The organism is Limnobacter sp. SAORIC-690, assembly GCF_002954425.1.
GTDB classification, from domain to species: domain Bacteria; phylum Pseudomonadota; class Gammaproteobacteria; order Burkholderiales; family Burkholderiaceae_B; genus Limnobacter; species Limnobacter profundi.
Window position 1 is genome coordinate 1,444,480 of sequence record NZ_MQVZ01000001.1, and the last position, 18,151, is coordinate 1,462,630.

Genomic DNA, 18,151 nt, shown 5'->3' on the forward strand with positions numbered 1-18,151 from the left:
AGCATGGATTTGGTGGTGAGTCGCCCCGAAGGTTTGTATTGCCCACCGGGCGATTTTTACATCGACCCGTGGCGCAAGGTAGACCGCGCAATCATTACCCATGCGCATGCTGACCATGCCCGTGTTGGCCACAACCATTACCTGTGTGCTGCGCCCGGCGAAGGTGTATTGCGTACCCGCTTGGGCAATATTTCTCTGGACACCTTGCCTTATGGCACAAGCACTGTTCACAACGGCGTGAAAATTTCGCTGCATCCCGCAGGCCATGTGTTGGGGTCTTGTCAAATTCGGCTGGAGTACCAAGGCCATGTGTGGGTGGCCAGCGGCGATTACAAGGTGGCTCCCGATTTAACTTGCGATGCATTCGAACCGGTGAAATGCCACACCTTCATCACAGAGTCTACCTTTGGTTTGCCCATTTACCGCTGGCGTAGCGACGCTGAAATTTATGCCGAGATCAATGCCTGGTGGGCTGCCAATGCAGCACTGGGCAAAGCCAGCGTGTTGTACGGCTATTCATTTGGCAAGGCGCAACGAATACTGGCGGGTGTTGATTCAAGCATTGGCCCCATTGTGTGCCACAGTGCTTGCGAAGGCCTGAACAAGGCCTATCGCGATGCGGGTGTGAAGTTGCCAGAAACGTTGACCGTGAGCGAGGTGCTCGATAAATCCACTTACAAAACCTGCCTTGCCATTGCACCGCCTGCTGCCCAAGGCGCAGCCTGGATGAAGCGATTTGGCAATGCGTACTCCGATGCGTTTGCCTCGGGCTGGATGCAGTTGCGTGGCGGTCGCAGACGCAGCAATGTAGACCGGGGTTTTGTGATGTCTGACCATGCAGACTGGCCCGGGCTGATGCGTGCCATCGGGGCTACTGGTGCAGAACAGGTGATCGTGACTCACGGCTATGTTCAGGTGATGGTGCGCTGGCTGCAAGAGCAGGGATTGAATGCACGTGCCTTCGTGACTGAGTATGGCGGCGAAGGAGAAGGCGAACAGGAGCCCGCAGCATGAAGCAGTTTGCAGAATTGTTCGCTGAACTGGATGGCTCTACCTCAACTTTGCACAAGGTGCAGGCCTTAAAGCATTACTTTGAACATGCGCCCGCTGAGGACGCTGCTTGGGCAGTGTACTTCTTGTCCGGCGGCAAGCCCAAGCGCACTGTGCCCACGCGCACACTGCGCGAGGTAGCCCTGCAAGTGAGTGGCTTGCCCGATTGGTTGTTTGAGGAAAGTTATCAGGCGGTGGGCGATTTGGCAGAGACAATCGCGCATGTATTGCCGACCTCCTCTACAGTGCCCAGCCAGTCGGAAGGCTTGGCCTGGTGGATGCAACACCGAATTCTGCCCCTGCGCAATCTGCCCGACGAAGATCGCATTGCGGCTGTGCAAACTTGCTGGAATGAACTGACCGCCACGGAGCGATTTCTGTTTGTGAAACTGGTGGGCGGCGGATTTCGAGTGGGGGTGTCCAAGCTGTTGGTGATCCGTGCCTTGGCTGAACTGGTTGGGCTGGATGCCAAACTGGTGGCCACTCGCATGATGGGGTTTGCCGATGCAAGCAACCAACCCACAGCAGAGCAGTTCAGCGCATTGTTGGCTGTGCCCGAAAACAGCAGCACAGGGCAAGACCCCGGCCGTTTGGGTCAGCCCTTGCCGTTTTTTCTGGCCCATCCCTTGCAAGAGGAGCCTGAAGAGTTGGGCCCACTTGATGATTGGCTGGTTGAATGGAAGTACGACGGCATTCGCGCTCAGGTGGTGAAAGAGGGTGGGCAGGTGTGGGTGTGGTCGCGCGGTGAAGAGTTGGTCAGTGAACAATTTCCCGAGTTGCAGGCCGCGTTTTCAGATTGGCCCGAGGGCAGCATTCTGGACGGTGAAATTTTGGTGTGGCAAGGCGATGCGCCGGCGGGTTTCAATGCTTTGCAAGGGCGTTTGAATCGCAAAGTGGTTAGCAAAAAATTGATGGCCGATGCGCCGGTTGTTTTTTTGGCTTACGACCTGCTTCGGCTTCATGGTGACAACCTGGTAAACCTTCCTCAGCGTGAGCGCCGAACTGCACTGGAGAAATTTTATGCTTCACACCATGAACAAAGTGCCGCGAATGCCATGCCGCGTTTGTTGTTGTCGCAAAGTGTGAAAGCGCCCCACTGGGATGCATTGAAGCTGTTGCGCGAAGAAAGCCGTGGGCGAGGTGTGGAGGGTTTCATGCTGAAGCACCTGGAGTCCAAATACGGAGTTGGGCGTACCAAAGCCGATGGCTTGTGGTGGAAATGGAAAATTGATCCAATGACCGTGGATTGCGTGTTGGTGTATGCCCAGCGGGGCCATGGCCGCCGCGCAAGCCTGTACACCGATTACACCTTTGCCGTGTGGGAAACACCACCCGCTTCTGAGGCGCAAGCGCAAGAGGTGGCACAGGCAATTGCGAACGGTGAGAAAGTGGAAGACACCGTGGCCCGTGGTTTGCCCCGTTTGGTGCCATTTGCCAAGGCTTACTCTGGCCTGACCGATGAAGAATTCAAGGAAGTCGATCGAGTCATTCGCAAACACACTGTGGACAAGTTTGGGCCGGTTCGCACTGTGGTACCAGTGCTGGTTTTCGAACTTGGATTCGAAGCAATTTCCCGCTCCACTCGTCATAAAAGTGGGGTGGCCGTTCGTTTTCCACGTATGCTGCGCATTCGCCACGATAAACCTTTGCATGAAGCCGATCACCTTGCCGTGCTCGAAGCTTTGTTGCCCCCGGAGAATGCAGTTTGAATCCTGAGAACAGTCGCTTGCTCGGCATTGATTTTTCCAGCAGCCCCACCAAGAAAAAGCCGATTGCTGTGGCTGTGGGCCACTGGCAAGGCACAGTGCTGGCGGTTGATGAACTGATGTCGCTGACCACGCTGGGCGAGTTTGAAACCCTGTTGAAAGAAGGGCCGCAGGCGTTTGGAAAATTCGAGCGCGCAGCAGGGCCTTTGGAACAGTTGGGGTTTGTGGCGGCGATTGACATGCCGTTTGGTTTGTCGCGCAAACTGGTCGAAGGCTTGAAGTGGCCAGGTGCCGGGCGTACCGACTTCAAGGCCTGGGAAAATCTGATCAGTTACTACAGTGCGCTAAGCCGTGAGCAAATTCGCGCCACCTTCAAAGCCTGGTGTGATGCAAGGCCTGCCGGGCACAAGTTTGCGCACCGTGAGTGCGATGGCCCTGCGGGCTCCTCGCCTTCGATGAAGTGGGTGAACCCGCCGGTGGCCTATATGCTGCATGCGGGTGCACCGTTGTTGATGAAATCAGGCGTTCATATCCCAGGCATGCAACGTGGTGACCCTACCCGCGTGGCCCTGGAGGCCTACCCCGGCTACCTGGCTCGCAAGGTGTTGAACCGGGCCAGTTACAAAAGCGACGACCCGAAAAAAGACACTGCGGATCGCCGAATGGCCCGTTCCGAGTTGTTGTGTGCCCTGGAGGAGGGCATGTTGTTTGGCATCAAGGTGCAAGTGCGGCCTTATTTGCGTGCGAAGTTGCTTGACGACGTCAAAGCCGATCACCTGGATGCAGTGTTGTGTTGCTTGGTCGCTGGGTGGGCTGCAAAACGTGCTGATTCCAATTTCGGTTTGCCCAAGCTGATTGACCCTGTGGAAGGCTGGATCGCGGGTGTGACGCCCTAAGTGCCCTTGCCCGGCAATTCAATGCACACCAGCAAACCGTTTGGCGCGCAGTTTCGTGCGTCAAGCACCCCATTCACACGCTGAATCGACTTCTTGGCGATTGCCAAACCCAGACCATGGCCTGAGTGTTCTCCATGCTTGAAAAATGGAGTGAACAGTTTGGGCAGCAGCGCGGCGGGCACGCCCGGCCCTTGATCCTTGATTTCAATGCGCAACTGTTTCTCCTGAAGCGAACAATCGATGCTCACGGCTGTGTTGGCAGGTGTGTGCTTGATCGCATTGCGAATGATATTGTCGAATGCGCCTTGCAGGCTTTCGGCATCGCAATTCAATCTCCATCGTTTTACCCGGCTGTTGAACACCACTTGTTTGTTCTGTTGTTCTGCCTCAAATTGTGCGTCATCCACCACGGCCAACAGCAATTCAATCACATTGTGTTCGCGGTTGCTTTCCGGGTTTTGCCTGGAGTCGAGTCGGGACAGATTCAGCAGTTGTCCGATCAGGTTGTCCAGTCTTTCTGCCTCGGTTTCAATGCGGCTCAAGCTGGTATCCAGCTGGGACGGGTTTTGGCGGGCGAGGCCTACGGCCAGATTCAGGCGTGCCAATGGAGAGCGAAGTTCATGCGACACATCATGCAGCAGGGCTTTCTGTTGTTCAATGCGGGTTTCAATTTCCTCAGCCATGTGGTCAAAACCACTGAGTAATTCCCCAATTTCATCGCTGCGTTTTTTGCCGGTTTTGTGGCCGTTTGAAATACGCACACCCAATCGACCCTTGCCCGCTTCCCTGAACGCATTTTTCAAAGTGTTCAACGGCCTGCTGAATGTATAAGCCAGTACCCCTGCAAATAACAGACTGGCCAAAAACGCGGCAAACAAACCTGCGCCGGGGATGGGTGGAAGTGGCGGCTCGAGCGCTTCGCGTTGCTTGCGCTTTTCACTGTGAGTTTGTTCAGGTTCTCCAGTGTTGGGATTGACCGTATTTGATGGTTCTGGATGGCGACGATTGCGTGGAATGAAAAGAATCCATTGCGACTGATCTTGCGCGGTGACTCTCAAGATACCCTGCTCGGTTGGCTCATTGTTGTTGAACAAGGCAGTAATCCGTTGCTGAATATTCTCAGGCACCTCACGGCTTAATATCTCCTGGCCTTCGCTTGACACCGCAAACACCGGTATGGCGTTGCCAGTTCGCTGGCGGTTACGGTCCAACAGGTCACGCAAGGCATTTGGCCCTTTGCCTTCAAGTACTTCCTGAATGGTTTCAAGCATGAATTGGGCACGTGGACCTTCAGCAATGTCGCTGCTGGCGGGTTTTTCTCGCATCAGGTACAACGCGGTCCCGGTGGCCACAGCCGCAGCGATCAGGCACAACCAAAAACCAAAGAAGAATTTCCAGAACAACTTGCCCATGAATGTAGCCCTGGCTAATCGAGACTGAGCTGATAGCCCTGCCCGCGAATGGTGTGCAAGGTCAAGGGTAGGCGCTCATCGTTCAGATTCAGTTTGTTGCGCAGGCTGCTCAAGTGCACATCAATGCTGCGGTCAAACCGCTCCAGCGGGCGCCCCAGACCCTGTTCGCTCAGCACCGCCTTGCTGACCACCTGGCCTGCATGGCTGGCCAAAACCTCCAGCAAGTTGAACTCGGCGCTTGTCAGTTCTACCTCGTTGCCGTTTAACAGCACCTTGCGTTTGGCGGGCTGCACCTCCAGTGGGCCCAACTGAAGTGCTTGCTTCGGTGCGTTGTTGGAATCATTGGCGCGCCGCAAAATTGCACGGACACGGGCCACAATTTCACGGGGCAGGCAAGGTTTGGGCACGTAGTCGTCGGCACCCAACTCTAACCCCACAATGCGGTCAATGTTGTCGCCCCGTGCGGTCAGCATCAACACTGGGGTGTTGTACTTCAGCCGAATCTGTTTCAGGGTTTCAAGCCCACTTTGCTGCGGCATCATGACATCGAGCACCACAAGCTGGTATTGATCGTCCGCCAGTTTTTTCAAACCCTCGATTGGGTTGGCACAATGCTCGGCCTCAAAGCCCTCGCCGCGCAGATATTCGCACAGCATTTCGCCCAGTTCAATGTCGTCGTCGATATGAAGTATTTTCGTCATGGCTTCAATATTACTCGGCAGCCTGGGTAGATGCGCACTTGTTTGCAATCGCTTTACCCATCTTTACACAGCCTACATCCTCGTTTACAAGCCGGTTTTGCACAATGCAGTTGTCCATTACACAAGGAGTAGACAAATGAATGTATCCAGACTGACCATCCAGAAAATGATTGCTGTCACCGCGATGGCCATGGCGATTCCCATGAGTGCGTACGCAGGTCATCACGAGGAAGGTGGCAAAAAGCAGCATTCGGAAATGCGTCACCACCACAAGCATGGTGGCATGGGCATGTTGAAGCAGCTTGATTTGACCGAGGCTCAGCAGGCGCAGGTGAAACAGATTATGGACAAGCAAAGGACCGAAATGAAAGCAGCCATGAGTGATCGCCGCGCACACCGCGAAGAAATGAAGTCGATTGTTGAGCAAGACACATTCGATGCCGCCAAAGCGGAGCGACTGATTGCCCAGCAACAGGAACAGGAACGTGCCACCAAATTGAGCATGCTGCGTACCCAGCACGAGATCTACAAAGTACTGACACCCGAACAGCGCGAGAAGGCGAAAGTAATTCGTGCCGAATGGAAAGAGAAAATGAAGGGGCGCTACAACAAACGCAAGGCGGAGAGTGCAAGTAATGCCATGTAATACCTGAATTTTGTAGGTACTTTCCCAACCACCTTTTGAAGTATTCCAGCAGCTGTGCTTTTGCCCCTATACTGTTTCAAAAAAAGGAGACAGTTAATGGGGCAATCTTTTATTCGACTCGCATTGGCCTGCACTTTGACAGCAGCCGGCACTACTGCAATTGCAGCCCCTCCGGGCTTGCTCATGACCTACAGCTTCGACAGTTTGTCGGGCAAGTTTGGTCAACCACAGGAAATCAAGGCCCGATCCTTCACCCTGGGTGCAACCCTGGTAGGCGAGGGGTATCGTGCTTCCCTGTTTGTGCCCTACATTTCACTGGAAGGTCCTGGTACCCTGGTTGCGGGTACAGTGGCGGGCACCAACGGCCCGGCTCGTCGCAGTGAGCAAGGCTTGGGTGATATGGTGGCCACATACACTACCGATATTATCGGCGGCATTCAAACCAAGGGCTTTGCCATGTCGGCAACAGGCTTGGTGAAAATTGCTACTGGCAATGAAGACCGGGGGCTTGGCACAGGCAAGACAGACTACGGCATTCAGACTGACCTGGCCTATCGCTTTAACAATGGATTCGGACTGACCGCAGTGCTGGGTCGCCAGTACTACGGTGATACCCCAGAGCTCCCCTTGCTCAATGGCAACTACGCCACCGTGGGAGTGAATTTCCCATTGGGCGATTCTTTGTTTGTCAATCTGACCACCTCTCAGCGGGATGAGCTGCTTGCGGGTACTGAGAAGCGCAAGGAACGGGCAATTTCAGCAGTGTATGCGCTGGACACCACTTCAGCCCTGCAGTTTGGTTACACCAAAGGCCGCAGCACGGCCAGTCCCGACGATGTTCTGTCGGTCAGCTACGTGTCGCAGGTCGAGTAAAACCCGGTCCGGAATTTCTGCCAATGGAGCGGGGTGGCGCAAAAGTGTCACTCCGGGCTCTCCCCAGTGGTACACCATGCTGCGCTGCAGTAAAATAAGGGTCTTGATTTCAACAGGCGAGCACCGTGTCCAAAGATCTTTCACACCTTCTAGATGCCAACCGAACCTGGGCTGCGGCTCAAGTGGACAAAGACCCCGAATTTTTTAAACGCCTCGAGAATCAGCAATCCCCGGAGTACTTCTGGATTGGTTGTTCTGACAGCCGAGTGCCCGCCAATACCATTGTCAATTTGTTACCCGGTGAAGTTTTTGTACACCGCAACGTGGCCAACCAGGTGTTTCATGGCGATTTGAATGGGCAATCGGCCACGCAGTTTGCTGTTGAGTTTTTAAAGGTCAAACACATTATTGTGTGTGGTCATTATGGCTGCTCGGGCGTGCGCATGGCGATGCGGGGTGACAGGGTGGGTTTGGCTGACGCGTGGGTGCGTCCAATTCATCAGTTGGCACGCAGGCATGGGCTGGTAACCTGCGATGCTGCCCTTGAACAGAAATGCCACGATCAACTGTGCGAGTTAAACGTAATTGAACAGGTGAAACACCTGTGCGAGAGCACTTTGATTGAGGATGCGTGGGAGCGTGGACAAGACCTCACGGTTCACGGCTGGTTGTATAGCCTGAAAGATGGCATTGTACGGAACCTCCAAATTTCCATTTCGGACCCCAAGGATCTCGACAAGATTTACACCGAGGCAGTGGCTGCACTGAAAAAGCGTTACAGCTGATCGATTCTTGGTCTAGAATGAGGAAATAATTCAAGCGTTTGTTTGAATTGTGGGTTCATTTAAAATTCTAGGAGACGATTTACATGGCTTTCTCAACCCAATCCAAACTGGGCGATTTGCTGGACAACCCCCAAACCGCAGCAATTTTGGAAAAACACATGCCCGGCATTTCTACACACCCGCAAATCGGCATGGGCAAAGGTTTCCCATTGGCTGTTGTGGCCAATTTTTCCGGTGGTTTGATTACCCAGGAAATGCTGGAAGCCGTGGACGCTGAATTTGCTGCATTGGGCTGATCGATTCGTTGATTCGGATTGACTGTTCCAGTTGGTTGATCAACGGCGAGTGGGCCAGTTCCATTCGCCGTTCTGTTTTTGTTCAAGAGCAGGGCATTGATGAATCCGAAGAATGGGATGAATACGACTCGGTTTCTACGCATGTTCTTGCCTGGTTAGGCGACAAGCCCGTGGGCACGGCAAGGTTGTTGCCTGAAGGCAAAATTGGCCGAATGGCTGTACTCCCTGAATTCAGAAGCCAGGGAATCGGTAGTGCCATGTTGCTGGCTTTGCTGGCGGTGGCGAAAGACAAAAATTTGCCGCAAGTGCGCCTGAGTGCGCAACAGCAGGCGATGGAATTTTACAGTCGACATGGATTTGCACCGTGTGGTGATTCCCACATGGAGGTGGGAATACCCCACCAGTGGATGGTGCGAGACCTGACAACATAAAAAAGGACTGGGTTGTGGCTAGAGTATTGAAAGAACAAAAACACGATGACGGGCGGCGTGGCGATATTATTCGCGCTGCTGCCAAGCTGTTTCGCGACAAGGGATATGACGGAGCCAGCATGCGGGCGATTGCCAATGCGGTTGGTATGCAGTGCGGCAGCCCCTTTTATCACTTTGCCAGCAAGCAAGACATTCTGGTGGCGGTGGTTGAGGAAGGCTTGCGCCAGGGGCTTGAAAAAACCCGTGCTGTCGTCAAACCGAACTTGCCAGCCGACGCGCAGTTTCGCGCCCTGGTGAAAGTACACCTCAGCATTATCCTCGAGGACGGCAACGACTTCATTCCGGTGATGCTATACAACTGGCGTTGCTTGGACGAGGTGCACCAGCGCAGGCTGATTGCCACTAAAGATGAATACGATGCCATTTGGCAAAATGCTGTGAACGGCTTGCACAATGCCGGTTTTCTGGGTGGTGACACCAAGTTTGCACGCTTGATGGTGTTGGGTGCCATGAACTTCATGGTGACTTGGTACAAACCCAAGAGGGGCGATAACCTGGACACGCTTTCTGACAAAGTAGTGACCTTCTTTTTGTCGCAGCACGCTTGATGTTCGCTGCGCAAAGCAAAAACCCTTGCTGGTTTGGATAACCGCCAGCAAGGGTTTTTTGTTGCTGAGTTTTTGCGATTAACGCAGCAAACCTGTCAGTGAAGCTGGGCGTGCAGCAATCACATTCTGGATCAAGCTGGAGGTCATCGCAGTAATCGCACCCAACTGGCCGGCATTCATCATGCTGGCAGTTGCGCTCAAATTACCAGCCATGTTGGCCGTGGCCAAGCCTGCAATATCCAGTGAACCTGTGCTGGCCATGTCGGCAGCCATATTTGCGCCGGAGGTCATGTTGGCCACATTTTGCACGGTGCCCAAGACACCACCGGTGACACCTTCAACCACGGTGCCTGCTGTCTGGTATACGCCATCGACTGTATTCAACACCTGGCCCAGTTGCTCACCGCTCAAGGTCACCGTGGCGCTCAGACTTGCGTTGGCGCTCGCCATGGCCTGGCCAGCGTTGTCTTGACCTGCTTCGGCAGATTCACCCACGCTGTCACCAGTTGCAGCGGTTTGATCACCTGCTTCAGGTTGTTCCATTTCGGGGGCTTCAGCAGTGGGTGCAGGTTCGTTGGTGGGGGTTGGTTCAGCCACTGGTGTTGGTTCTGGCGAGGCTTCTGGTGCAGGTTGCGCGGCAGGTGGTTGCTGGCGCTGGAACAGGCTGACCTTGATTTCACCTTGTGCCTGACCTTGGGCAGAAGCCTGCTGGCCTGAGTGCGCAGCGGCGAACAAAGCGCCCCAGCCGTTCAAGGTGGCAATGTCAGAAGCCTTGGCTGTCATGGGCATTGCGAAAGAGGAAGCGATGGCTGCAACGATTGCGATCTGTTTAACTTGCATGGTGTTCTCCTGTTTGTTGGGTGTAGTAGGCGCTCTCTGGATCTCGCCTCACACTTTCACTAACGGAGACACCGTGTAGGAAAAAGATAACTAGCTAGGGGGTCCGCCCAACGTGGTGTACCCCTTCAAACAGGTGAAGATTATTCGGTAATTTTCATGTTCAGCAGCACTTGGGCCATGCCCTTGCCCAGTGGATCATTTCTCATGGAGGTCATTCCCCCGCCGTCCAGTGCTTCTTTCATAACGAGATTAAAGGCTTGAACTTGAGGTAACTCGAAAGTGTGAACCTCACCTTTTACCAGGTGCGCCAGGTAGTTTTTTACGTTCTCGGGGCGCAGTAAATGCCGCAACAATGGCCAATATTCAGGCTTTCTGGCCACGATACCCACGTTGCTGGTATCCCCTTTGTCACCGCTTCGGCCATGCGCGATTTCAATCAAGGGTTTGCCCAACAACTCACCGGGTATCGAGATGTTGTCCAATGACTTTTCGGCGCTGTGAGGGATATCGGCGCTGGGTTTGGGATGTTCTGGCTCTTGGTATCCAATGCTTTCTCCGCCCAACTTCACCACTGCGGTTTGCATGTGTTTGGGCACAAAGCAGCTGAACATTTTTACCAAGGGGGTTACATTGGGGCGTCCCATGCCAAAGTTGCCGCTGGTCCCAGGCGCATAGCTGGTGCCTGCCGGGGCAATTTCACGAGAGAAAATTGCTGCAGCTTTTTTGTCGCTGTGCGTAATTGCGATGCGCATCATGGCTTCGTGACCCAACTGCACCTGTGCATGTGGGCCCAAATCGGTTTCACTGCCAATGATTTCGATGGATGTGCGGGTGTAGTCTGCCAAACCTTGTCGCTTGAACATGGCGCGTGTGCGTTCCAGAATTGCTTCGCCTGTGCGCCTTGCCTTGGCCTGCGCATCAAACCCCACAATCGACAGCATGCCGATACACCGAAAACCTTCCGGGTAAGTGGCACACACCTTGTATTGGTCACTGGGAGCTTTGCCAGTCGCCCCATCAATCCGTACCCGGCTCGGGCCAGTTTCTTCAATATTCACCGTGGTGAAATCGCACACCACATCGGGCAGGGCATAGTTGGCCGGGTCATGAATTTCATAAAGCAACTGCTCGGTGGCCACTGCTTTGTTCACCAATCCGCCTGTACCTTCCGGTTTGCTTAATTCAAAGCTGCCATCTGCAGCCACTTCAACAATCGGGTAACCAATGTTGGCCCAGTCGGGCACTCGTTGCCAGTCTGTGAACAGCCCGCCGGTGGCTTGCGCGCCACACTCCACAATGTGACCTGCCAGGCTGCCCTGCGCCAGTTGGTCCAGGTCTGTGGTTTGCCACCTGTATTCATGCACCAAAGCACCCAACACCATGGCACTGTCAACCACGCGACCGGTAATCACAATGTCAGCGCCTGCATCCAGTGCAGCAGCTATGGGAAAAGCGCCCAGGTAGGCATTGGCCGTCAGGAAAAATGGCGGCGCAGCCTGGCCTGAATGCTGGTCTCGCAATTCAACGCCATCCTTGCGCAGTTGGCCAAGTGTAATTGTCGCGTCATCGCCGCTGACTACACCAATTCGAATGGTGTGGCCTGCTTCAGTCATTGCCTGTTGCAAGGCGGCCGCACAACCCGCAGGGTTCAGACCACCTGCATTGGCAATAATCTTGATGCCTTTGGATTTGGCCGCGGGCAGGGCTCTCTTCATCAGGTCAATGAAGTCGAGTGCGTAACCATGTTCCGGGTTTTTCATCCGCATGCCCGCCATGATGGCCAGGGTCAGTTCCGCAAGGTAATCGTAGGTGATGTACTGAATTCCCGGCACCTTGAGCAGTTGTTCCGTACCCAAACTGCTGTCGCCCCAAAAGCCGCAGGCGCCGCCGATTTTAATCGATTGTGGAATTGGCATGTCTAGTTGGCCTGTCGATGATTTTCAAAGAAACATCATAACAAAGCCGCTTGTTCCAAATCAAACGTTTGTTTGAATACAAGCCTGTGTCTGCTCAGCTTTTGTAACTTGACAGATGGATACTCGTCTCGGTGTTGCTAATCCCTTTGATGAGTCGAATTCGTTCCAAGATTCCTGAGAGCCCCGTGAGGTTTTCTGCCTGCAACTCAACCAGCAAGTCCCACCGTCCATTGGTGCTGTGAATGGCGGTTACCCCAGGTTCCCCGAGCAGCTTCGCCAGTACGGTGCGGCTGTCATTGCCTTCAATCAAAATACTCATCCAGGCGACAATCAGATTGGGTGTTGTGTCGGGCCGCAATTTGACACTGTAGCCCACGATCACGCCGGAGCTCTCCAGCTTGTTGATTCGATTGGTCACTGTGCCGCGGGACACCTTCAGATGGTGGGCCAATGCCGCGATGCTTAACCTGGCATTGGTACGAAGTAGCCCCAAAAGTTGGTGATCTAAAGCATCCATGCTATCGAAGTGTAGGTTGATGCTGTCATTGTGCAAGAAAATTGCCATTTTGTAAGCAAATTGTGTGCTTTTGATTGCCTTCACTGGGCAGCACAATGGTATTTCTACTCGCAATTCAGCAGGTGAGGGGGTATGCGATGCGCACCTTATTCCTGAGCGCGCAAGGCGCGGCAACACTGATTTCACGGACTGGTCTGGCCCACTGTATTCGGGGAATGGTTAACGAGATTGATCACGATTTCAAGCGCTGGGAACAGTTTGACAAGTCTGCGCGTCTGGCGAGTCATTCTGCACAGGGCGTGATTGAAATCATGCCAATCAGTGATGGACAAACCTATGGTTTTAAGTACGTCAACGGGCATCCCAACAATCACCGGCATGAATTGCCCACGGTCATGGCCTTTGGTGTTCTCGCTCGTGTAGAAACCGGCCTGCCGGAGTTTGTCAGTGAATTGACGTTGGTGACCGCGTTGCGCACTGCCGCGACTTCTGCACTGGCAGCGCAGCACTTGGCCAACCCAGCGGTGCGCAGCATGGCGCTGATTGGCAATGGTGCCCAAAGCGAGTTTCAGGCCGTTGCGTTTCAAGAGCTGCTCGGCATTGACACGTTTTATTTGTACGACACCGATCTTTCGGCCACTGAAAAACTGGCCAATCATTTGAATGAACTCGGCTTGAAGACTATATTGTGCAAAAGTGTCCCGGAAGCTGTACGTGAGGTTGACGTGATCACCACTGCCACAGCCGCAAAAACCCATGCCAGCGTGTTGACCAAAAACATGCTCAGGCCAGGCGTTCACATCAATGCCATCGGCGGCGACTGCCCCGGCAAAACCGAGCTTGACCCCGATATTCTTCGCGATGCCCGCGTATTTGTTGAATATGAACCGCAAACACGGATTGAGGGTGAGATCCAGCAAATGCCCAAGGATTTTCCAGTGACGGAGTTGTGGGAAGTGCTGACTGGTTTTGCGCTCGGGCGCACAGCGCCCGATCAAATCACTGTGTTTGACTCGGTGGGTTTTGCACTCGAGGATTTTTCTGCGATGCGCTACATGCACCGGTTGGCGCTTGCACAGGGTGAGCTTGAATTACTGTCGTTGATCCCTGAACTGCCGGATCCCAAGAACTTGTACAGTTGGTTGAAACACGGGGAGGTCGTATGATTTCACTGATCGGTGCCCCGTGCGACGCCGGCGCAAATATGGCCGGTGCTGCGCTGGGGCCTTGTGCACTGAGGCATGCAGGTGTTCAGCAAGGTTTGCAAAAAATCGGTTGCAAAGTGATTGACCGCGGTGATCTGAAAATACTGACATCTGAACCGCATGTCGAGTTGCAGGGGTATCGGAATTTCCATGAGGTACTGGCATGGAATCGGGCAGTGTTTGCCGCAGTGGCCGACGCATTGAATGTTGGCGATATTCCCGTATTGCTGGGTGGCGATCATTCGCTGGCCATGGGGTCAATCAGTGCGGTGGCATCGAATTGCCAACGTCAGAACAAAGAACTGCGCGTGTTGTGGCTGGATGCGCATGCAGACTTCAATACGGCCAATACTTCCATCACCGGCAATATGCATGGCATGCCATTGACCGCGCTGTGCGGTCAGGGACCTTCTGAGTTGACCGAGCTTGCCGGGTTTGCCCCAGCCTTGCGCGCTTCTCAAATTCGATTGTTGGGCGTGCGTTCTGTTGATCCCGAGGAGCGCCGCGCGGTGCGCCGTGCGGCTTTGCCCATGCTTACCATGCGGCACATACAAGGGCGTGGAATTATTCGGGCCATGAATATTGCACTGAGCGACATTGAGCCGGGTACGCATTTGCACGTGAGCCTCGATGTGGATTGCCTTGACCCCTTGGTGTTACCCGGCGTGAGTACCCCGGAAGACGGTGGCTTGCAGCTCGATTCGCTTCGATATTGCATGGCGCGCATTGCTCAAACCGGTTGTGTCGGGTCGGTCGATCTGGTTGAGTTAAACCCTGCCGCAGATCCCACTGGCAGCAGTGCGCAGCGTGCAGTGGAGTTGCTGACAGTTCTTCTGAATCCGCATTGGGAGCGGCATGTGCAGCGTTCGTTTGATTGGGCTGAACATGCAGGCTGAGCTGGACCGTTTGCGCACTGAAATAGATGCACTGACTCGGGTGGATGAAACACAGCGAGTGCGCAACCTGCTTGAACAATGCGATTGGCCTGACACCGGGTTTGATGTCATCAAACAGGCCGCACTCGGGCATGTAAAGCGATTACACGAGGTGCAAAAGCACCGTGCAGGCGTCCACCAGTGGATGGCGGAGTATCGCTTGTCCACCCAGGAGGGCGTTGCGCTGATGTGTCTTGCCGAGGCTCTGTTGCGAATTCCGGATACCCAAACACGCGATGATTTGATTCGCGACAAATTAAGCCATGCGAATTGGGCGGCTCACTTGGGGAACAGCACCTCCCTGTTTGTGAATGCAGGCACCTGGGGTTTGTTCATGGCTGGTCATTGGATTCAAATTCCCGATGGCGGTACCCTGTACTCCACCCTGCGGCGCTTGATCGCACGCAGCAGCGAAGGCCTGGTGCGTGCTGCGGTGGAACAGGCAGTGAAACTCATGGGGCAGCAGTTTGTTGCCGCCCAAACCATTGAGGAGGCCTTGCGCAACAGCCGTGAGAAATCCTCGCAGGGCTTTACCCATTCCTTCGACATGCTGGGTGAAGCCGCTTTGTGTGAAGCGGACGCGCAGGCTTACTTCAGCAGCTACTTGCATGCAATCCATGTGATTGGGCAAAGTAACTCCAAAGGCGTAATCGATGGTCACGGTATTTCTGTGAAGTTGTCGGCATTGCATCCGCGATATACCGTGTGGCAAGAACAACGTGTGCAAGCCGAACTCTACCCGCGGCTGTACACACTGGCACTTTCAGCCAGGCAGCACAACATTGCCTTCAATGTGGATGCAGAGGAAAGCGAGCGTCTGGAATTATCACTCGACCTGTTCGCACGCTTGGCCTTCGAGCCTGAATTAAAGCGCTGGAATGGTCTTGGGTTGGCGGTTCAGGCCTATCAAACCCGAGCGACCGCGGTGGTTCGGTTTATTGCTGCACTGGCACGCGCCAGTGAACGGGTTATCCAGGTTCGATTGGTCAAAGGTGCATATTGGGACAGTGAAATCAAGCGTTGCCAAATACAAGGTTTGGCACATTTCCCGGTGTTTACCCAGAAGGTTCACACCGATCTTTCGTACCTGTGTTGCGCGCAGCTGATGTTGCGCAATGCCAATTTCATTTACCCACAATTTGCCACCCACAACGCCCACACCTACGCCGCTGTTCAGCACATGGCCGAGCAACTGAATATTCGGCAGTTCGAGATGCAGTGTTTGCATGGCATGGGTGAGGGGCTTTACAGCCGTGCCAGGATTTATGCGCCTGTGGGCACTCACCAAACATTGCTTCCCTACCTGGTGCGCCGTTTGCTGGAAAATGGTGCCAACACCTCCTTCGTCAACCAGATGGTGGATCCGAATGTACACGTGAATGAACTGCTGGAACACCCGGTTCTCACCTTGCGTAGGCATGGCGTTCAAAGCAACCCAGCCTGCGTACCTGCACCGAATTTGTTTGGTGCCAATCGCCTGAACTCAAGCGGGCTTGATTTGTATTGCAAACGCACTGTGCAGCAACTGCATCTAGCCGTGGGTAGCGGAACCTTTAAGGATTTGGAACCCTTGGCTTACGGCACACATGGGCAGGTGCAATCCGCATTGGGTGTTGCTTTTCGATCGCGCAGCACGGGTAGCGACTGGTTTGAGAAAGGGCCAGCACACTGGGCGGCTGTCTTGTTGCAAGCAGCGGAGCTGCTTGAGAGTCATCACCTTCAATTGATTAACCTGCTGGTTCACGAAGCCAGAAAAACCATCCCAAATGCCCACATGGAAGTGCGCGAGGCCGTTGATTTTTGCCGCTACTATGCAGCCCAGGTTTCCAACTTGCTTGCGTCGCAATCCAAATCAACATCGCGCCTTGCGGTGTGCATCAGCCCCTGGAATTTTCCTTTGGCCATTTTTGTGGGGCAGGTGGTGGGTGCACTGGCCAGTGGGCACGTGGTGGTTGCCAAGCCCGCCGAGCAAACGCCGCACATTGCATGTTATGCAGCAACGCTGTTGCATAAGGCAGGCGTGCCTGTTGAGGTGTTGCAGCTGGTCTATGGCGATTGGGAAGTGGGTGCATGGCTATGCAGTTATCCAGCAGTGGATACCGTCTTGTTCACGGGTTCCAATGCGGCGGCCAAGCACATTCAAGCCAGTTTGTTGAATCGTGACTGCTTGCAAAGCCCCGCCTTGCTGATTGCTGAAACAGGCGGACAAAATGCCATGGTGGTTGACTCATCGGCATTGCTTGAACAAGTGGTTGGAGATGCGCTTGAATCGGCTTTTGGAAGTGCGGGGCAGCGTTGTTCGGCACTGCGGGTGCTGTGTGTGCAAGAGGACATCGCCGACAGCCTCATCGAGCTGCTAAAAGCCGCAATGCAGGAACTTCAGGTGGGCGATCCTGCATTGTTTTCCACTGATCTTGGACCCCTGATTGATCGAGAAGCATGGCAAGCAGTGAATGCCCACATTGAGAACATGAACGCAAATGGATGTCCTGTGTTCCGGGCGGAGCGTGTGAATCTTCCACTCGCGGGTCACTTTGTGGTGCCGACCTTGATCGAACTACAGCACTTGAATGAACTGCAGCAAGAGGTGTTTGGCCCGGTATTGCATGTCTTGCGTTTCAAGGCCAACCAATTGCCTGCCTTGCTTCACGAATTGAATGCCACCGGATATGCCCTTACTTTTGGCATTCACAGCCGCATTCAATCCACCATCGATCTGGTTTGCAACACCACGCAAGCCGGCAACGTGTATGTGAACCGAAACATGGTAGGTGCTGTGGTGGGTAGCCAGCCATTTGGTGGGCATGGCAAGTCGGGAACCGGCCCCAAAGCCGGTGGCCCACATTATTTGCCTACCTTGATGCGCCTGCCTCAGCTTAAGAATATGCAGGACCACGAATTGCCCGGCCCCACAGGTGAACAAAACCTTTACCGATGTCGACCACGAGGCCGGGTTTGGTGTACGGCAAAGGACCTTGCTTTGCTTGAACAACAAATTGACGCAGTGCTGGCCACCGGGAATGTGCCGGTTTGTGAACTCGCAGACGATGACCGAAACCTGCATTTGATCGTGAATGCCGAGGTGTTGTCTGAAATCGATCTTGGCAATATCAACCTGGTAATTTGTCACCCGGAAAACACAGAAATCGTGAAAAGGGTGTGCAATCGCCTGGCCAAGCACCCCGGATCAATCATTCCTCTGGTGTTGGGCGATGAGCATGGTGTTTATCCAGATTACAGGCTGGTTTGTGAGCAGGTGCTGTCAATCAACACCGCAGCCATCGGTGGTAACTTGACGCTGCTGGCTGATCACCAACCGGGTTTGCATTAACCA

General features: G+C 54.1%; 17 protein-coding genes. 12 read left to right on the forward strand and 5 right to left on the reverse strand.

Features of this window, described 5'->3' with window-relative positions; all coding sequences use genetic code 11:
- The first annotated feature begins 3 nt into the window (after window positions 1-3).
- The 3 genes from BSZ31_RS06885 to BSZ31_RS06895 are packed head-to-tail and all read left to right on the forward strand — an operon-like array spanning window position 4 to window position 3,652.
- Complete coding sequence (locus BSZ31_RS06885) at window positions 4-1,014, forward strand: ligase-associated DNA damage response exonuclease (protein WP_105028118.1); 1,011 nt, start codon at window positions 4-6, stop codon at window positions 1,012-1,014.
- Window positions 1,011-2,759 carry an ATP-dependent DNA ligase gene (locus BSZ31_RS06890; RefSeq protein WP_105028119.1) on the forward strand — a complete coding sequence of 583 codons (1,749 nt, stop codon included), beginning with the start codon at window positions 1,011-1,013 and terminating at the stop codon, window positions 2,757-2,759. The genes BSZ31_RS06885 and BSZ31_RS06890 overlap by 4 nt, the downstream gene beginning before the upstream one ends.
- On the forward strand, window positions 2,756-3,652 hold the full coding sequence (locus BSZ31_RS06895) for a DUF429 domain-containing protein (RefSeq protein WP_105028120.1): 897 nt from the start codon (window positions 2,756-2,758) through the stop codon (window positions 3,650-3,652). The genes BSZ31_RS06890 and BSZ31_RS06895 overlap by 4 nt, the downstream gene beginning before the upstream one ends.
- Here the strand turns inward: BSZ31_RS06895 and BSZ31_RS06900 are convergent.
- Together BSZ31_RS06900 and BSZ31_RS06905 are read right to left on the reverse strand one after the other, a co-directional pair.
- Complete coding sequence (locus tag BSZ31_RS06900; protein ID WP_105028121.1) at window positions 3,649-5,064, reverse strand: ATP-binding protein; 1,416 nt, start codon at window positions 5,062-5,064, stop codon at window positions 3,649-3,651. The two genes, BSZ31_RS06895 and BSZ31_RS06900, sit on opposite strands and share 4 nt — an antisense overlap.
- A gap of 14 nt (window positions 5,065-5,078) precedes the next feature.
- A complete protein-coding gene (locus BSZ31_RS06905; protein ID WP_105028122.1) occupies window positions 5,079-5,765 on the reverse strand; it encodes a response regulator transcription factor in 687 nt (228 codons plus the stop codon).
- Window positions 5,766-5,901: 136 nt separating this feature from the next.
- Here BSZ31_RS06905 and BSZ31_RS06910 point away from each other — a divergent pair, with 136 nt between their 5' ends.
- From BSZ31_RS06910 to BSZ31_RS06935, 6 genes are all read left to right on the forward strand, one after another.
- Window positions 5,902-6,411, forward strand: a complete 510-nt coding sequence (locus BSZ31_RS06910) for a Spy/CpxP family protein refolding chaperone (protein WP_168426886.1) — start codon at window positions 5,902-5,904, stop codon at window positions 6,409-6,411.
- 96 nt (window positions 6,412-6,507) lie between these two features.
- On the forward strand, window positions 6,508-7,284 hold the full coding sequence (locus BSZ31_RS06915; protein ID WP_105028124.1) for a hypothetical protein: 777 nt from the start codon (window positions 6,508-6,510) through the stop codon (window positions 7,282-7,284).
- 125 nt (window positions 7,285-7,409) lie between these two features.
- Window positions 7,410-8,069, forward strand: coding sequence for a carbonic anhydrase (locus tag BSZ31_RS06920; protein WP_105028125.1), 660 nt, complete (start codon window positions 7,410-7,412; stop codon window positions 8,067-8,069).
- 83 nt (window positions 8,070-8,152) lie between these two features.
- On the forward strand, window positions 8,153-8,365 hold the full coding sequence (locus BSZ31_RS06925; protein ID WP_105028126.1) for a hypothetical protein: 213 nt from the start codon (window positions 8,153-8,155) through the stop codon (window positions 8,363-8,365).
- Window positions 8,366-8,373: 8 nt separating this feature from the next.
- Window positions 8,374-8,796 (forward strand): GNAT family N-acetyltransferase, encoded by a 423-nt coding sequence (locus BSZ31_RS06930; RefSeq protein WP_105028127.1) that lies wholly within the window; start codon window positions 8,374-8,376, stop codon window positions 8,794-8,796.
- 14 nt (window positions 8,797-8,810) lie between these two features.
- Window positions 8,811-9,404 carry a TetR/AcrR family transcriptional regulator gene (locus BSZ31_RS06935; protein ID WP_105028128.1) on the forward strand — a complete coding sequence of 198 codons (594 nt, stop codon included), beginning with the start codon at window positions 8,811-8,813 and terminating at the stop codon, window positions 9,402-9,404.
- Between the two features lie 78 nt (window positions 9,405-9,482).
- Here the strand turns inward: BSZ31_RS06935 and BSZ31_RS06940 are convergent, their stop codons facing one another.
- The 3 genes from BSZ31_RS06940 to BSZ31_RS06950 all read right to left on the reverse strand — a co-directional run bounded on the left by BSZ31_RS06940 (window position 9,483) and on the right by BSZ31_RS06950 (window position 12,677).
- Window positions 9,483-10,244, reverse strand: coding sequence for a hypothetical protein (locus BSZ31_RS06940; RefSeq protein WP_146106628.1), 762 nt, complete (start codon window positions 10,242-10,244; stop codon window positions 9,483-9,485).
- A 140-nt stretch (window positions 10,245-10,384) separates the two neighbouring features.
- Complete coding sequence (locus tag BSZ31_RS06945; protein ID WP_105028130.1) at window positions 10,385-12,160, reverse strand: acyclic terpene utilization AtuA family protein; 1,776 nt, start codon at window positions 12,158-12,160, stop codon at window positions 10,385-10,387.
- A 94-nt stretch (window positions 12,161-12,254) separates the two neighbouring features.
- Window positions 12,255-12,677, reverse strand: a complete 423-nt coding sequence (locus BSZ31_RS06950) for an Lrp/AsnC family transcriptional regulator (protein ID WP_105029785.1) — start codon at window positions 12,675-12,677, stop codon at window positions 12,255-12,257.
- A gap of 137 nt (window positions 12,678-12,814) precedes the next feature.
- Here BSZ31_RS06950 and BSZ31_RS06955 point away from each other — a divergent pair, with 137 nt between their 5' ends.
- Genes BSZ31_RS06955 through putA form a run of 3 tightly spaced genes read left to right on the forward strand, consistent with a single transcriptional unit; the run spans window position 12,815 to window position 18,148 of the window.
- Window positions 12,815-13,843 carry an ornithine cyclodeaminase gene (locus BSZ31_RS06955; RefSeq protein WP_105028131.1) on the forward strand — a complete coding sequence of 343 codons (1,029 nt, stop codon included), beginning with the start codon at window positions 12,815-12,817 and terminating at the stop codon, window positions 13,841-13,843.
- Entirely contained in the window at window positions 13,840-14,778 is a 939-nt protein-coding gene (gene rocF / locus BSZ31_RS06960) for an arginase (RefSeq protein WP_105028132.1), read from the forward strand. The genes BSZ31_RS06955 and rocF overlap by 4 nt, the downstream gene beginning before the upstream one ends.
- A complete protein-coding gene (gene putA, locus BSZ31_RS06965) occupies window positions 14,738-18,148 on the forward strand; it encodes a bifunctional proline dehydrogenase/L-glutamate gamma-semialdehyde dehydrogenase PutA (protein WP_105028133.1) in 3,411 nt (1,136 codons plus the stop codon). The genes rocF and putA overlap by 41 nt, the downstream gene beginning before the upstream one ends.
- The last annotated feature ends 3 nt before the right edge of the window (window positions 18,149-18,151 follow it).

Coding starts and splice junctions, on each gene's coding strand:
- BSZ31_RS06885 (WP_105028118.1), top strand. CDS start 4: ATGGATTTGGTGGTGAGTCGCCCCGAAGGTTTGTATTGCCCACCGGGC.
- BSZ31_RS06890 (WP_105028119.1), top strand. CDS start 1,011: ATGAAGCAGTTTGCAGAATTGTTCGCTGAACTGGATGGCTCTACCTCA.
- BSZ31_RS06900 (WP_105028121.1), bottom strand. CDS start 5,064: ATGGGCAAGTTGTTCTGGAAATTCTTCTTTGGTTTTTGGTTGTGCCTG.
- BSZ31_RS06905 (WP_105028122.1), bottom strand. CDS start 5,765: ATGACGAAAATACTTCATATCGACGACGACATTGAACTGGGCGAAATG.
- BSZ31_RS06910 (WP_168426886.1), top strand. CDS start 5,902: ATGAATGTATCCAGACTGACCATCCAGAAAATGATTGCTGTCACCGCG.
- BSZ31_RS06915 (WP_105028124.1), top strand. CDS start 6,508: ATGGGGCAATCTTTTATTCGACTCGCATTGGCCTGCACTTTGACAGCA.
- BSZ31_RS06925 (WP_105028126.1), top strand. CDS start 8,153: ATGGCTTTCTCAACCCAATCCAAACTGGGCGATTTGCTGGACAACCCC.
- BSZ31_RS06940 (WP_146106628.1), bottom strand. CDS start 10,244: ATGCAAGTTAAACAGATCGCAATCGTTGCAGCCATCGCTTCCTCTTTC.
- BSZ31_RS06945 (WP_105028130.1), bottom strand. CDS start 12,160: ATGCCAATTCCACAATCGATTAAAATCGGCGGCGCCTGCGGCTTTTGG.
- BSZ31_RS06950 (WP_105029785.1), bottom strand. CDS start 12,677: ATGGATGCTTTAGATCACCAACTTTTGGGGCTACTTCGTACCAATGCC.
- BSZ31_RS06955 (WP_105028131.1), top strand. CDS start 12,815: ATGCGCACCTTATTCCTGAGCGCGCAAGGCGCGGCAACACTGATTTCA.
- rocF (WP_105028132.1), top strand. CDS start 13,840: ATGATTTCACTGATCGGTGCCCCGTGCGACGCCGGCGCAAATATGGCC.
- putA (WP_105028133.1), top strand. CDS start 14,738: ATGTGCAGCGTTCGTTTGATTGGGCTGAACATGCAGGCTGAGCTGGAC.